13 protein-coding genes and 1 pseudogene are annotated in these 14,313 nt (G+C 52.1%); 7 read left to right on the top strand and 7 right to left on the bottom strand.

Annotated features, from left to right (window positions below):
• Positions 1-434: 434 nt before the first annotated feature.
• The 4 genes from purK to ppiB form a co-directional block, all read right to left on the bottom strand.
• The gene (gene purK / locus H0248_RS05920) at positions 435-1,505 is read right to left on the bottom strand and encodes a 5-(carboxyamino)imidazole ribonucleotide synthase (protein WP_180785126.1); all 1,071 of its coding nucleotides are present in this window, start codon (positions 1,503-1,505) and stop codon (positions 435-437) included.
• Positions 1,502-2,011 carry a 5-(carboxyamino)imidazole ribonucleotide mutase gene (gene purE, locus H0248_RS05925; protein WP_014916138.1) on the bottom strand — a complete coding sequence of 170 codons (510 nt, stop codon included), beginning with the start codon at positions 2,009-2,011 and terminating at the stop codon, positions 1,502-1,504. The genes purK and purE overlap by 4 nt, the downstream gene beginning before the upstream one ends.
• A gap of 190 nt (positions 2,012-2,201) precedes the next feature.
• Entirely contained in the window at positions 2,202-2,924 is a 723-nt protein-coding gene (lpxH, locus tag H0248_RS05930; RefSeq protein WP_180785127.1) for a UDP-2,3-diacylglucosamine diphosphatase, read from the bottom strand.
• 10 nt (positions 2,925-2,934) lie between these two features.
• The gene (gene ppiB / locus H0248_RS05935; protein WP_180741836.1) at positions 2,935-3,429 is read right to left on the bottom strand and encodes a peptidylprolyl isomerase B; all 495 of its coding nucleotides are present in this window, start codon (positions 3,427-3,429) and stop codon (positions 2,935-2,937) included.
• Positions 3,430-3,850: 421 nt separating this feature from the next.
• Here ppiB and H0248_RS05940 point away from each other — a divergent pair, with 421 nt between their 5' ends.
• The gene (locus H0248_RS05940) at positions 3,851-4,282 is read left to right on the top strand and encodes a DoxX family protein (protein WP_180785128.1); all 432 of its coding nucleotides are present in this window, start codon (positions 3,851-3,853) and stop codon (positions 4,280-4,282) included.
• Positions 4,283-4,551: 269 nt separating this feature from the next.
• Positions 4,552-5,937: a cysteine--tRNA ligase gene (gene cysS / locus H0248_RS05945; protein ID WP_180785129.1), complete on the top strand. Its 1,386-nt coding sequence runs from the start codon at positions 4,552-4,554 to the stop codon at positions 5,935-5,937.
• A gap of 91 nt (positions 5,938-6,028) precedes the next feature.
• On the opposite strand, the gene ybcJ is transcribed toward cysS, so the two are convergent.
• The 3 genes from ybcJ to H0248_RS05960 all read right to left on the bottom strand — a co-directional run bounded on the left by ybcJ (position 6,029) and on the right by H0248_RS05960 (position 7,453).
• Positions 6,029-6,241, bottom strand: coding sequence for a ribosome-associated protein YbcJ (gene ybcJ, locus H0248_RS05950; RefSeq protein ID WP_010280314.1), 213 nt, complete (start codon positions 6,239-6,241; stop codon positions 6,029-6,031).
• Positions 6,242-6,273: 32 nt separating this feature from the next.
• Complete coding sequence (gene folD, locus H0248_RS05955) at positions 6,274-7,137, bottom strand: bifunctional methylenetetrahydrofolate dehydrogenase/methenyltetrahydrofolate cyclohydrolase FolD (RefSeq protein ID WP_180785130.1); 864 nt, start codon at positions 7,135-7,137, stop codon at positions 6,274-6,276.
• Between the two features lie 106 nt (positions 7,138-7,243).
• The gene (locus tag H0248_RS05960; protein ID WP_308415654.1) at positions 7,244-7,453 is read right to left on the bottom strand and encodes a GGDEF domain-containing protein; all 210 of its coding nucleotides are present in this window, start codon (positions 7,451-7,453) and stop codon (positions 7,244-7,246) included.
• A 418-nt stretch (positions 7,454-7,871) separates the two neighbouring features.
• On the opposite strand from H0248_RS05960, the gene H0248_RS05965 reads away from it, so the two are divergent.
• The 5 genes and pseudogenes from H0248_RS05965 to arnD all read left to right on the top strand — a co-directional run bounded on the left by H0248_RS05965 (position 7,872) and on the right by arnD (position 14,303).
• On the top strand, positions 7,872-9,038 hold the full coding sequence (locus H0248_RS05965; RefSeq protein ID WP_180785131.1) for a nucleotide sugar dehydrogenase: 1,167 nt from the start codon (positions 7,872-7,874) through the stop codon (positions 9,036-9,038).
• Between the two features lie 220 nt (positions 9,039-9,258).
• Positions 9,259-10,407 (top strand): annotated as a pseudogene (gene arnB, locus H0248_RS05970) (UDP-4-amino-4-deoxy-L-arabinose aminotransferase).
• A complete protein-coding gene (gene arnC / locus H0248_RS05975; protein ID WP_180785132.1) occupies positions 10,400-11,383 on the top strand; it encodes an undecaprenyl-phosphate 4-deoxy-4-formamido-L-arabinose transferase in 984 nt (327 codons plus the stop codon). The pseudogene arnB and the gene arnC overlap by 8 nt, the downstream one beginning before the upstream one ends.
• A complete protein-coding gene (gene arnA, locus H0248_RS05980) occupies positions 11,380-13,413 on the top strand; it encodes a bifunctional UDP-4-amino-4-deoxy-L-arabinose formyltransferase/UDP-glucuronic acid oxidase ArnA (RefSeq protein WP_180785133.1) in 2,034 nt (677 codons plus the stop codon). Before arnC ends, arnA begins: the two co-directional genes overlap by 4 nt.
• Positions 13,410-14,303, top strand: a complete 894-nt coding sequence (gene arnD / locus H0248_RS05985; protein WP_180785134.1) for a 4-deoxy-4-formamido-L-arabinose-phosphoundecaprenol deformylase — start codon at positions 13,410-13,412, stop codon at positions 14,301-14,303. Before arnA ends, arnD begins: the two co-directional genes overlap by 4 nt.
• Positions 14,304-14,313: the final 10 nt, after the last annotated feature.

Consider the following 14,313-nt stretch of genomic DNA (forward strand, 5'->3'; position numbering starts at 1 on the left):
CGGCAAGTTGCCGTTACGGAGTTTAAAAAACGAACGAGACATGTTGATAATTATGTCAGTAGGTCAATACTGTTTTGTGGCGGCATTCTATATCGTGGTGGTCAGCGAATAATATTGAGGCGATCACAGAAATGAATTGACGGGAAATATTTTAATAAATTTCCGCGCAAATTAAAATATCAATATTGATACTTTATTTTAAATATTTTTAACGGCTCGTTATTGATACTTTATTTAATTACCGAGTGATGAAAAATGAACAATAAATAAAATAAAGAGCAGATGAAATAATAAACGCAATTTTGCTGATGTCACGCGTAATGATGTTTTTTCTCTTTTGAGAACGTCTTGATGGTGCGGTTCCTGCTGTTGCATCACATCAGATGAGAGCTACCCGGCAGATTGCAACCTGCCGGATAACGGTCACCGATCTGTCAGGCGGTGAGTTTTTCTTCTGCCCACGCCAGACCGCTGTGGTATTCCTCTGGTAATAGAGGTGCCAGCGATTGCAACGTGCGTTGTAACTGTGCAGTGTCCGACGACGGTAGATTGAGGTGCCCAACTTTGCGGCCAGGACGAACGTCTTTCTCATACCAGTGCAGATGTACCAGCGGTAGCGACAGCCAGTCGATATTCACATCAGTGCCGATCAGGTTGACCATCACCGACGGTGTTTCGACAACCGGTACCGGCAGCGGTAGATCCAGAATGGCGCGCAGATGCAGCTCAAACTGGCTGATGGACGCACCATTTTGCGTCCAATGTCCGCTATTGTGTACGCGTGGAGCCAGTTCGTTAATGAGCAGATGATCGCCGACGATAAAGCATTCCATCGCCATCACGCCCACATAACCCAGCGCATTCATGATTGCGGACAGCATCTGTTCAGCCTGCTGCTGCAACTGCGGATCGGGTTGAGGGAAAGCCACGCTGGTGCGCAGAATGCCATCCTGATGCAGGTTATGAGTGAGCGGGTAGAACACACATTTGCCGTGCGTATTGCGGGCACCCACCAGCGAGACTTCGCCAGAAAAGTTAATGCCTTGCTCAACGATGCATTCGCCGTAGCAGTCAGCGGGCAGTGTTTGCTGTTCGCCATCGCGCAAGCGCCACTGTCCACGACCGTCGTAACCGCCGACGCGACGTTTAACGATCGCTAATTCACCCAATGAGGTGAAGACGTGTGGCCATTCATCGGCGCTCGCCAGCAGTTGCCACGGGGCGGTTGCCAGATTCAACGAATCCAGCAGTTGCTTTTGCGTCAGGCGATCGGCCAGACGCGGGAAAATATCGCGGTTTGCAAACGCCGTGTGCTCGGCTAACTCGCGGGTGAGGGCGGTTTCCGGCCAGCGTTCGATCTCGGCGGTAATGACACTGTTATGAAATGGAACCGACTCCGGTTCTGCATCCAGACCCACTGGGTAAACCGCAATACCTAGCGGTTCACCAGCCTGACGCAGCATTCTGCCCAACTGACCATTACCTAATACGCAGACCGGTTTCATGCCTCCTCCCGCGGATCGGGATGAGAGAGCACATCATCGGTTTGCGCCTGACGCCAGTCTGCCAGCCGGGTGGCGATGCCATTGTCATGCAGGGCAAGAATTTGTGCGGCCAGCAGAGCCGCATTCGCTGCGCCCGCTTTGCCAATGGCCAACGTGCCGACCGGAATACCGCGAGGCATTTGGACGATGGAATACAGGCTGTCTACACCGCTCAGCGTTGAGCTTTGTACCGGCACGCCAAGCACGGGAACCAGCGTTTTCGCTGCCAGCATACCCGGCAGGTGTGCTGCGCCGCCTGCGCCCGCGATAATCACATCAAAACCGTTCTGTGCCGCTTGCTCAGCAAAGCTGAACAGCTTATCCGGCGTCCGGTGTGCGGAAACGACTTCGGTATGAAAAGGAATGTTCAGCGTGGTGAGGATTTCCGCAGCAAACTGCATGGTGGCCCAGTCACTCTTTGAACCCATGACGATGGCAATTTTAGCCGGGGCAACGTTGGATGACATGCCTGTAACGCTCCTGTAGTTGTACCTATAATTGTACGTGTTCGTGACGCGTTCGCGTCGGCCAGACAGGGAGGGTCTGGCGTTGAGGGCGTAGAGCATATCACGCCATTATGGCGAGGAAAACGGTTGCGTATGCGGAAATGCTGGGGGAATAAGGTGAGAGACCGTTAAGTCAATGTCAGGAAACGCATTAAAATGGGAAGGAAATCAGTTCGATATTTTGTGGTGTGACCTTAATCATCGACCCTTCTTCATGCCAGGCACCCAGAACGGCACGACGACCAGAAGATTCACCGAGATCGACCTGATGAATAGCCGGGCGGTGCGTGTGGCCGTGGATCATCGTCTTCACCTTATAATGCCGTAAGCGTTCAAGTACGGCGTCGTGATTGACATCCATAATCTGCTGCGACTTTTTCTGGTTTTCGTGCTGGCTGGCTGCCCGCATCTTCGCCGCGATGTTCATCCGTAATGACAGCGGTAATAGCAGGAAGAGTCGCTGAATGAACGGGTTGTGTACTCGGCGGCGGAATTGCTGGTAATGCTGATCGTCAGTACACAGCGTATCGCCATGCAGAACGAGGATCTTCTGGCCGTAGAGATCGAGCACCGTTTCCGTCGGCAGCAGTGTCATTCCGCTTTGTTTGGCGAAACGCTTACCGATCAGGAAATCACGGTTGCCGTGAACGAAATAGCAGGGAACGCCGCGCTGATGTAAGGCATGCAGTTCCTCGGCGACAGTCGCATGCAATGGCTGGGGATCGTCGTCACCAATCCAGGCATCGAACAGATCGCCAAGAATGTACAGCGCATCGGCATGAATCGCATCATGGCGTAAAAAACGCAGAAAACCGGCGGTAATCGCCGGTTCATGAACACTTAAATGCAGATCGGCAATGAACAGCGTTGCCATGCAGGTCGGATTATTCGCTGACCGTTACGTGGGTAATCACCACGTCTTCTTTCGGTACATCCTGATGCATGCCGCTGCGGCCGGTAGCCACGCCTTTGATTTTATCAACGACGTCCATGCCTTCGGTGACTTCAGCGAATACGCAGTAGCCCCAGCCATCGGCACGCTCTGAACGGAAGTTCAGGAAATCGTTATCAACAACGTTGATAAAGAACTGGGCAGTGGCAGAATGCGGATCGTTAGTACGAGCCATTGCCAGCGTGCCACGCGCGTTTTTCAGGCCGTTATTGGCTTCATTTTTGATTGTCGCATTGGTTTCTTTCTGATCCATGCCGGGAGCGAAGCCGCCGCCCTGAATCATAAAACCATTAATCACGCGGTGAAAAATCGTGTTGTCATAAAAACCGCTGCGACAGTAGTTCAGGAAGTTTTCTACGGTAACCGGCGCTTTGTCTGCAAACGTATTAATAACGATATCGCCGTGGTTGGTATGAAGCGTAATCATAATAATGAACCCTAGATAGCCTTAGTGATTAAGAGTGCTGTTCACAAAAGGCGGTGAACAACAAGAGCGCTGTTATAGCATAACTGGTCGATTGAGTCAGTACTTCGCGCTTACTGCACCGCTGTTGGTCGTTGGATGGATGAGAAAATCGTATCAAAAGGTTTACTACTCTGATTTTGGTAGACCTGAAATAATATGTGCGCTTAAGAATAGTGCGCAATAAGGTGTTAATCAGGCAATAGGGACTTTTAAAAACAAATAAATTGATCAAAAATTCAAATAATAGTTAATTAATTTGAATGAGATTTTTGTTGCCCCAGATCAATGTTTTGCGTAATCAACGTGTTCTTTTTTTATGGCTCAGATTAATCTGAGAGTAATTCTTATTCTTCATAAATAACTCTAAAGAGATAGGTGAACTATGCTGGGTATTCTGGATAGTGTTAATCGTTTATTAGACAAACCGGATTTTGGCAAACTGTTTTTGCGCGTATCTTTCAGCATTTTGATGCTGTTTCACGGCTGGCATAAGGTACACGGTGGAATCGGTGCCATTGAAGGCATGCTGACCTCGGCAGGACTCCCTGCTTTTGTGGGTTACGGTGTCTATGTCGGAGAAGTCATCACCCCGATTCTGATGATTCTCGGGATTCTTACACGTCCTTCTGCACTGGTCTTCTCCTTTACCATGGTCGTCGCAACCTTACTGGTCAACTCTGGTGGTTTCGCTACGTTGGCCAAAACCGGTGCCTGGGGTGTTGAAGGCACGGCGGTGTTCTTCTTTGCGGGTATCGCGATTGCCCTGCTCGGTAGCGGGAAATACTCCGTGATGTCCAATCCGCGCTGGCGTTAATGGTTTTTTGTCGGCGGATTGCTTTTGTCAGTCACCACTAATGATGTGAAATGGCTCGGATTTTCCGGGCCATTTCATTTTTATCCTTTCTCGCTGATTCCCTCTTCTTATTAACCTTGCAATACAGTAGGGTTCAGGTTTCAATACGCCGTTGGGTATCAACCCTGAATACATTGATGTTACTGACGCTAACTGCGGCTGTGAAAACCATTTCTTTGAAACCATTTTTTTGTGAAAACCATTTTTTATAAAAACACTGGAACGCCCTGATGCTAAAGATTTTTAATACGCTGAGTCGCCAAAAAGAGGAATTTAAACCTATCCACGCCGGTCAGGTGGGAATGTATGTGTGTGGCATCACCGTTTATGACCTGTGTCATATCGGTCACGGGCGTACTTTCGTGGCGTTTGATGTGGTGGCGCGGTATTTGCGGTATCTGGGATATTCACTGAAATATGTGCGTAATGTCACCGATATTGACGACAAAATTATTAAACGTGCGATCGAGAATGGAGAAACCAGTGACCAACTGACGACCCGCATGATCGCAGAGATGCACGCCGATTTTGATGCATTGAATATTCTGCGTCCGGATGCCGAGCCGCGTGCGACGCACCATATTGCCGACATCATCGAAATGGTGGAAACGCTGATTGCCCGTCGCCACGCCTATATTGCGAGTAATGGCGATGTGATGTTCTCCGTTGATACCGCGCCAGGCTACGGTGTGCTGTCTCGTCAGGATCTGGATCAGTTGCAGGCTGGCGCGCGCGTTGAAATTACCGAAGTGAAGCGTAACCCGATGGACTTCGTGCTGTGGAAAATGTCCAAGCCAGGTGAACCGCACTGGTCCTCCCCGTGGGGAGAAGGGCGTCCTGGCTGGCACATCGAGTGTTCTGCCATGAACTGCAAACAACTGGGCACGCATTTTGATATTCACGGCGGCGGTTCCGATTTGATGTTCCCGCACCACGAAAACGAGATCGCGCAGTCCAGCTGTGCACATGACGGCTCGTATGTGAATTACTGGATGCATTCCGGCATGGTGATGGTTGACCGCGAGAAAATGTCAAAGTCGCTCAACAATTTCTTCACCGTACGCGATGTGCTGGCGTATTACGATCCGGAAACCGTGCGTTACTTCTTGATGTCAGGCCACTACCGCAGCCAGCTGAACTACAGCGAAGACAACCTGAAACAGGCGCGTGCGGCGCTGGATCGTCTGTATACGGCGCTGCGTGGAACGGATGCCGGCGCTGCGGCGCACGGCGGTGACGAGTTTGAAGCCCGTTTCCGCGAAGCGATGGACGACGATTTCAACACGCCGGAAGCCTATTCGGTATTGTTTGATATGGCGCGTGAAGTTAACCGCCTGAAAACGGAAGATGTACAAGCGGCGAACCAACTGGCATCGGCACTGCGCAAACTGTCCGGCGTGCTTGGCCTGCTGGAGCAGGATCCTGAGCAGTTCCTGCAAAATGGCGCGCAGGTGGATGACGAGGAAGTGAAGGAAATCGAAGCGTTAATCCAACAGCGTAAAGATGCGCGTGCGGCGAAAGACTGGGCGCTAGCCGATCAGGCTCGCGATCGCTTGAATGAAATGGGGATCGTGCTGGAAGATGGCCCGCAGGGGACGATCTGGCGCCGTAAGTAACACTTTCTTTCTGTAATACACTTTCCGTAAATAAAAAGCCCGCAAAAATGAAATTGCGGGCTTTTTTTCGCCATCATCGACACTGCGAGGGTTACTCGGTAACGTTTACCGTCTCGCCGTTGAACTGAACGGTTTGCCCGGCGACGATTTTGCAGCGCTTGCGCGTTTCCGTCTGGCCATCAACGGTCACGTCGCCTGCGGCGATAGACAGTTTGGCTGCTGCGCCACTTTCACTCCAGCCCAGCAGTTTCAAGAGATCGCACAGTTCAACGTGCGGATGCTTTTCAAGATTAAAGGTTGCCATAAATTCCTGCTTATCCGTGTTTGACTCGCCAATTATTCGGCGTGGTCATGATACTCTTCGCACGCCTGTAGCGTGTTTTGAATCAGTGTGGCAACGGTCATTGGGCCGACGCCGCCTGGTACAGGGCTGATGTAAGACGCTCTTTCCTGCGCCGTTTCAAATTCCACATCGCCGACCACTTTACCGCTTTCCAGACGGTTGATACCCACATCCAGCACAATCGCGCCCGGTTTAATCCATTCGCCGGGAATGAAACCCGGTTTACCCACTGCGACAACCAGCAGATCGGCGTTTTCAATATGGTGGCGTAGATTTTTGGTGAAACGGTGCGTGACGGTAGTCGTACAGCCAGCCAGCAGCAGTTCCAGACTCATCGGGCGACCAACGATATTAGACGCGCCGACCACAACGGCATTCAGCCCGAAGGTGTCGATATTATAGCGCTCCAGCAGCGTAATGATGCCGCGTGGCGTACAGGCGCGCAGCATTGGCGCGCGCTGGCACAAACGACCCACGTTGTAAGGATGGAAGCCATCCACATCTTTACTGGGTGCGATGCGTTCAATCACCTTGGTGTTATCGATGCCTTCCGGTAGCGGAAGCTGAACCAGAATACCGTCAATTGTCTGGTCGGCGTTGAGCTGGTCGATAAGTGCTAACAGTTCTGATTCTGTTGCGGTGGCGGGCAAATCATAAGAACGGGAAATAAAACCGACTTCTTCACACACCTTGCGTTTGCTGGCGACATAAATCTGTGACGCTGGATTCTCGCCGACCAGCACAACGGCCAGACCCGGTACGCGTTTTCCTTCTGCTAAACGCTGTGTGACTCGTGCGGCAACTTCGTCTTTGACCTGCTGCGCAATCGTTTTACCATCAATAATCTTTGCTGCCATCTGAGAAGAGACCCATCAATTTGAAATAGGGGGAGATGGCCGCTATTTTGTCAGAAGCTGCGCGTGCTGTCAGGCATTGCATCAACATTAATTCCAATTGATCTCGTTATTCGCTGACCTCGAACCGGTTTTTACCGCCATTTTTGGCGCGATACAGCGCGGCATCGGCAATCTCGATAACGGACACAGCCGTTTGCGGTGGGTTATCCGCGTAGAACACGTAGACACCTGCACTAATGGTGACGATTTTTTCTGGGAACAGTGTCGTTGCATGGGGGATTTTTGCTTCACTGTAACAAGATGTTGACTTGATAATAAAGTAACACGTCTACATACCGCCTCCATATACCGTGGATAAAGACGCTAAAATAAATCGGTATTATCGCGTTTATTCGCCAATATCATCTACGATAAATGATGTTATGTGACATCACGTCATGAACATTTGTTTTCACGCTAATGATTTAAAAAGGTGACAAGGTGTAAGAAGATCTTTATTTATCATTAAATACGCTATGTTTAATTGGCGTTTAACTGGAGTTGCTAATGATAAGGGCAGTGTGCTTCTGACGTTATCGACGGATAAGGGAAAGGTGTATTTGGAATGATAGTGACGCATGGCAGGAGAGAAACACGAAATAAATTGACATGTTACACCGCTATTCAGATTAAAACAGAAGAAAGATAATTCGGCTAAATAGGTTTTTAGTCAGTAATGAAATAAAGAGCCCTTCATGAAAATAGCGATTAGTGGAACGGGATATGTCGGTTTATCGAATGGATTATTATTAGCGCAACAGCATCAGGTTGTGGCGCTGGATATTGTGGCTGAAAAAGTGGCGCTGTTGAATCAACGAAAATCGCCGATTAATGACGCCGAAATTGAGCGTTTTTTACAACATGAAACGCTGAGTTTTTCCGCGACGCTGGATAAGCAGGAGGCGTATAACGATGCGCAGTTCGTGATCATCGCTACGCCGACAGATTACGATCCGCAAACCAACTATTTCAACACGTCGTCGGTAGAGGCCGTCATTCGCGACGTGCTGGCGATTAATCCGCAGGCCATTATGGTGATTAAATCGACGGTGCCCGTTGGCTTCACCGAGAAAATCAGCCAGCAGTTGGATACGGATAACGTCATTTTTTCGCCCGAGTTTTTGCGTGAAGGTAAGGCACTATATGACAATCTTTACCCGTCGCGGATTGTGGTGGGTGAACGATCAGAAAGGGCAAGATTTTTCGCTAACTTATTGATAGATTGCGCATTAAAAAAATATATTCGCGTGCTATTTACCGACCCAACCGAAGCTGAAGCGATAAAATTATTTGCAAATACTTTTCTAGCGATGCGCGTGGCCTACTTTAACGAGTTGGACAGCTATGCCGAATCGCTGGGGCTGAATACCCGGCAGATTATTGAAGGGGTATGCCTCGATCCGCGTATTGGCGATTACTACAATAATCCGTCGTTCGGCTATGGCGGCTACTGTTTACCGAAGGACACCCGGCAGCTTTTGGCGAATTATCGTACCGTGCCGAATAACCTGATCAAGGCTATCGTGGATGCTAACCATACACGAAAAGATTTCATTGCCGACACGATTATCCGCCGCCATCCGAAAACCGTCGGTGTTCATCGCCTGATCATGAAAGCGGGGTCGGATAATTTTCGCTTCTCTTCCATTCAGGGCATTATGAAAAGGATAAAAGCGAAAGGAATCAAGGTGGTAATTTATGAACCTGGGATTGATGATGATAATTTTTTAGATTTCCCTGTCATTCATCAACTCGACAGTTTCAAACAACAGTGTGACATTATTATTACCAATCGTTATGCCGATGAACTAAACGATGTGAGGGGGAAAGTCTATACGCGAGACTTATTTGGCGAAGATTGATTTCTTGCTGTAAATCAATAAAACGACATTTTGTTATTCGGCTATTCGTGAAAAGTTCATTTTTGCATTGTAATTAATTATGTCTTTTAGCCGTTTTATCATGTCGCACCGTTTATCTATGGTTTTATGATTGTCGTAATAAATTAAGGTTGGCTTAAGGCTTCGTTATTTAGACTGCGGAATGATGATTTCTCGCCATTATTTATTTTGGGAATATGTTATGACGGATTTTTTGCCTTTTTCCCGCCCGAACATGGGCGAAGAGGAAATTGCTGCCGTGGCGGAAGTATTACGATCCGGCTGGATAACCACGGGGCCGAAATGTCAGCAATTAGAGCAGGCGTTTTGCCAGCGAATCGGATGCCGACAGGCGATTGCGGTCAGTTCGGCGACGGGCGGCATGCACGTCACGCTGATGGCGCTCGGTATTGGCCCCGGCGACGAGGTGATTACGCCGTCTCAGACCTGGGTTTCAACCATCAATATCATCACGCTATTGGGCGCGGAACCGGTGATGGTTGACGTGGATCGGCATACGTTGATGGTGCGACCGCATGATATTGAGGCGGCAATCACACCGAAGACCAAAGCGATTATTCCCGTGCACTATGCTGGCGCTCCGGCCGATCTGGCGGCGCTGCGTGCGCTCAGCGAGCGCTATGGCATCCCGCTGATTGAGGATGCGGCGCACGCCGTCGGTACACAATATCGCGATGAATGGATCGGCGCGCGCGGAACGGCCATTTTCTCGTTTCACGCGATTAAGAACATCACCTGTGCGGAAGGCGGCATGGTGGTGACGGACGACGAAGCGCTCGCCGAGCGCATACGCAGCCTGAAGTTTCACGGACTGGGTGTGGATGCGTTCGACAGGCAGTTGCAGGGGTGAAAGCCACAGGCCGAAGTGGTGACGCCGGGGTTTAAATACAATCTGGCAGACATCAATGCGGCGATTGCGCTGGTGCAACTGGATAAACTCCCGGCGATCAACGCCCGTCGTCAGCAGCTTGCGGCGCGTTATCTCACCCAACAGCGTTCGCTGCCGCTCCAGCCGCTGGCTGTTCCTGACTACCCCCATTTGCACGCCTGGCATCTGTTTATGGTGCGCGTGGATGAAACGCAGTGCGGCATATCACGCGATGATTTGATGGCGGCGTTGCAGGCACGCGGCATTGGCACCGGGCTGCATTTCAGAGCGGTGCATACACAGAAATATTACCGTGAGCGCTATCCCCACTTGCACCTGCCGGCAACGGAGTGGAATTCGGCGTCGCTGATCACACTGCCGCTGTTCCCCGATATGCAGGACAGCGATGTCGATCGCGTCGTCGCGGCGCTAACCTCGATTCTGGAGTCTGTTCGTGATTGATGACATCAAAAATGTGTCTGTTGTGATTCCCGTTTATAACGAAGAAGAGAGTTTGCCGGTGCTGATTGAACGCACGTTGGCGGCCTGTCAGAAGATCGGTAAACCCTGGGAAATTATTCTGGTCGATGACGGCAGCAGCGATCGTTCGGCGGATCTGCTGACCGAAGCAGCGAGCGATCCAGAAAAGCACATTATCGCCGTGCTGCTGAACCGTAACTATGGTCAGCACTCGGCCATTATGGCTGGGTTTCAGCAGGCGGTGGGCGATGTGGTCATCACGCTGGATGCCGATTTGCAGAACCCGCCGGAAGAAATCCCACAGCTGGTGGAGTATGCCGCGCAAGGATATGACGTGGTCGGCACCGTGCGGGCAAACCGGAAGGATTCGCTGTTTCGCAAACTGGCCTCAAAAACCATCAACATGATGATTCGGCGTTCGACCGGGAAATCCATGGCGGATTACGGCTGTATGCTGCGTGCGTATCGTCGCCACATTGTCAGCGCGATGCTGCGCTGTCATGAACGCAGCACTTTTATTCCTATTCTGGCTAACACGTTCGCTCGGAAGACCATCGAGATCGATGTGCTGCACGCTGAGCGTGAATTCGGCACGTCTAAATACAGCTTTCTGAAGCTGATTAACCTGATGTACGACCTGCTGACCTGCCTGACGACGACGCCGCTGCGCATACTCAGCTTGATTGGCAGCGTCGTTGCGCTGTCGGGCTTCTTGCTGGCGCTGCTGTTGATCGGTCTGCGTCTGTTTCTCGGTGCGGAATGGGCGGCAGAGGGCGTGTTCACGCTGTTTGCCGTGCTGTTTATGTTTATCGGCGCGCAGTTCGTCGGGATGGGGCTCTTAGGGGAATACATTGGCCGTATCTATACCGATGTCCGTGCCCGGCCACGCTATTTTGTGCAAAAAACAGTGAGTGCGGCAACGCCACTGGCTACCACTTTACGGGATGAAGAAGAATGAAAGCGATCGTATTTGCCTACCATGATATCGGCTGTGTCGGCCTTGAGGCGTTAACGCTCGCGGGCTATGAGATTCAGGCGGTGTTCACGCACAGCGATGCGCCGGGCGAGAACCACTTCTACGCCTCAGTGGCGAAAGCAGCTGCCGAGATGGATGTGCCAGTGTTTGCGCCGGAAGACGTTAACCATCCGCTCTGGGTGAACCGCATTCGGGAACTGGCGCCGGATGTTATTTTTTCCTTCTATTACCGTACGCTATTAAGCGATGACATTCTCCAGCTACCGTCGTTTGGCGCATTTAATCTGCACGGTTCACTGCTGCCGCGCTATCGCGGACGTGCGCCGGTGAACTGGGTGCTGGTGAACGGCGAAACGCAGACGGGCGTGACGCTGCACAAGATGGTATCTCGCGCCGATGCCGGCGATATCGTCGCCCAGTCCGTGGTGGCGATTGATGAGGAAGACACGGCGCTGACGCTTCATGGCAAATGTCGTACCGCTGCTGCCGCGCTGCTGGCGCAGCAACTGCCGCTGATTCGCTCACGTGAGATTACGCTGACGCCGCAGGATGAGAGCCGTGCCAGCTATTTCGGACGTCGCACGGCGGCAGACGGGCTGATCGACTGGCAAAAAAGCGCCTGTGAGATTAACAACCTGATCCGCGCGGTGACGGAACCGTATCCGGGCGCGTTTACGTTCCTCGGTGAGCGCAAAGTGATTATCTGGCGTGCTCGTGTAGTGAAGGTTAATCGCGTTAAAAGCAACGATGTGGGAGTCAATGGGGTGAAGCAGGAACCGGGCGCGATTCTCTCGACATCGCCGCTGGTGGTGTCCTGTGGTGAGGATGCGCTTGAGATCGTCAGCGGGCAGAGTGAAGCCGGACTGTATATGTCAGGCAGTCGGCTGGCGGCGGAAATGGGCATGGTGCCACAGGCGAAACTGGGTAACCTCGCCAGCCGTGTGCAGCGACGCCGCATGCGCGTGCTGATCCTCGGCGTGAATGGTTTTATTGGTAACCACCTGACCGAACGCCTGTTGCGTGACGATCGCTATGAGATTTACGGGCTGGATATCAGCTCGGATGCCATCGCCCGTTTTCTTGGTGATCCGCGTTTTCATTTTGTGGAAGGCGATATCAGCATTCATAACGAATGGATCGAATACCACATCAAGAAATGCGATGTCATTTTGCCGCTGGTGGCGATTGCCACGCCTATCGAATACACCCGTAACCCGCTGCGTGTGTTTGAACTGGATTTTGAAGAAAACCTGAAAATCGTGCGCGACTGCGTGCGCTACAACAAACGCATTGTCTTCCCGTCCACTTCAGAAGTGTACGGCATGTGTGATGACAAAGAGTTTGATGAAGATACGTCACGCCTGATTGTCGGGCCGATCAACAAGCAGCGCTGGATCTACTCCGTGTCCAAGCAACTGCTGGATCGGGTGATCTGGGCGTACGGTGCGAAAAACGGCCTGCGCTTTACGCTGTTCCGTCCGTTTAACTGGATGGGGCCGCGTCTGGATACGCTGGATGCGGCACGCATCGGCAGCTCCCGTGCGATTACCCAACTGATCCTCAATCTGGTGGAAGGATCGCCGATCAAGCTGGTGGACGGCGGGGCGCAGAAGCGCTGCTTTACCGACATTCACGACGGTATTGAAGCGCTGTTCCGCATTATTGAAAACCGCAACGGCCAGTGCGACGGGCAGATCATCAATATCGGTAATCCGCATAATGAAGCCAGTATCCGCGAGCTGGGTGAAATGTTGCTGACCAGCTTTAACGCGCATCCGCTGCGCGACCGCTTCCCGCCGTTCGCCGGGTTTATTGACGTGGAAAGCAGCAGCTATTACGGCAAAGGCTATCAGGATGTCGAGCACCGCACGCCGAGCATTCGCAACGCCAAACGCCTGCTGGCATGGGAGCCGACGGTGAAGATGGATCAAACCGTCGCGGAAACGCTGGACTATTTTCTGCGTACCGTTGCCCCCCAACACACTGTTGACGCCAAGGATGCGCAGGGATGACGCGTGTTGGCCTGCGGATAGATGTCGATACCTGGCGCGGTACACGGGAGGGCGTGCCCGCGCTGCTAAATGTACTGGCAGAGTTCGATATTCAGGCGAGCTTCTTTTTTAGCGTCGGGCCGGACAACATGGGGCGTCACCTGTGGCGTCTGTTGCGTCCACGCTTTTTATGGAAGATGCTGCGCTCCAACGCGGCTTCGCTCTACGGCTGGGATATCTTGCTGGCTGGCACGGTATGGCCGGGGCGTCGTATCGGCGAACGGTTTGGTTCGTTAATCCGCCAGACGCACGACGCTGGCCATGAAGTCGGGCTACATGCCTGGGATCATCATGGCTGGCAGGCGAATGTCGCCCGTTGGTCGGATGCTCAGTTGGCTGCGCAGTTCCGTGAAGGCATGGATGCGCTGACGTCGATGCTGCCAGCGCCAGTGCGCTGTTCCGCCGTGGCAGGCTGGCGAGCCGATTCGCGCGTTGTTGAGATGAAGCAGCGCTGGAATCTGGACTATAACAGCGACTGTCGCGGCACCCGACCTTTTCGACCGCGCCTGGAAAATGGTGAGTTGGGCACCGTGCAGATCCCGGTCACCTTGCCGACCTACGATGAAGTCATCGGCGAACGCGTGAGCGACGGAGAATTTAACGACTTTATTCTTGAGGCGATCCAGCAGGATCGCGGTGTGCCGGTCTACACCATCCATGCGGAGGTTGAAGGTGGCGCGAAGCTGGCGCAGTTCCGTCAGTTGCTGTTTCGCGCCCGCCAGCAGCACATCGAATTTTGTCCGCTTTCCGCCTTACTGCCTGATGACCTCGCCACGCTGCCCGTCGGGCGGATTGAACGTGCGCCGTTTCCCGGACGGGAAGGCTGGCTTGGTGTGCAAACGGAAGAATAAATAAAGCAGG

This window comes from Pectobacterium brasiliense (assembly GCF_013449685.1).
Classification (GTDB): Bacteria; Pseudomonadota; Gammaproteobacteria; order Enterobacterales; family Enterobacteriaceae; genus Pectobacterium; species Pectobacterium brasiliense_A.

Excerpts from the sequence above, each read along its gene's own strand:
- arnD (WP_180785134.1), top strand. The coding sequence starts at position 13,410 with ATGACGCGTGTTGGCCTGCGGATAGATGTCGATACCTGGCGCGGTACA.
- folD (WP_180785130.1), bottom strand. The coding sequence starts at position 7,137 with ATGGCAGCAAAGATTATTGATGGTAAAACGATTGCGCAGCAGGTCAAA.
- ppiB (WP_180741836.1), bottom strand. The coding sequence starts at position 3,429 with ATGATTACGCTTCATACCAACCACGGCGATATCGTTATTAATACGTTT.
- purK (WP_180785126.1), bottom strand. The coding sequence starts at position 1,505 with ATGAAACCGGTCTGCGTATTAGGTAATGGTCAGTTGGGCAGAATGCTG.
- cysS (WP_180785129.1), top strand. The coding sequence starts at position 4,552 with ATGCTAAAGATTTTTAATACGCTGAGTCGCCAAAAAGAGGAATTTAAA.
- purE (WP_014916138.1), bottom strand. The coding sequence starts at position 2,011 with ATGTCATCCAACGTTGCCCCGGCTAAAATTGCCATCGTCATGGGTTCA.
- arnA (WP_180785133.1), top strand. The coding sequence starts at position 11,380 with ATGAAAGCGATCGTATTTGCCTACCATGATATCGGCTGTGTCGGCCTT.
- lpxH (WP_180785127.1), bottom strand. The coding sequence starts at position 2,924 with ATGGCAACGCTGTTCATTGCCGATCTGCATTTAAGTGTTCATGAACCG.
- H0248_RS05965 (WP_180785131.1), top strand. The coding sequence starts at position 7,872 with ATGAAAATAGCGATTAGTGGAACGGGATATGTCGGTTTATCGAATGGA.
- H0248_RS05940 (WP_180785128.1), top strand. The coding sequence starts at position 3,851 with ATGCTGGGTATTCTGGATAGTGTTAATCGTTTATTAGACAAACCGGAT.
- ybcJ (WP_010280314.1), bottom strand. The coding sequence starts at position 6,241 with ATGGCAACCTTTAATCTTGAAAAGCATCCGCACGTTGAACTGTGCGAT.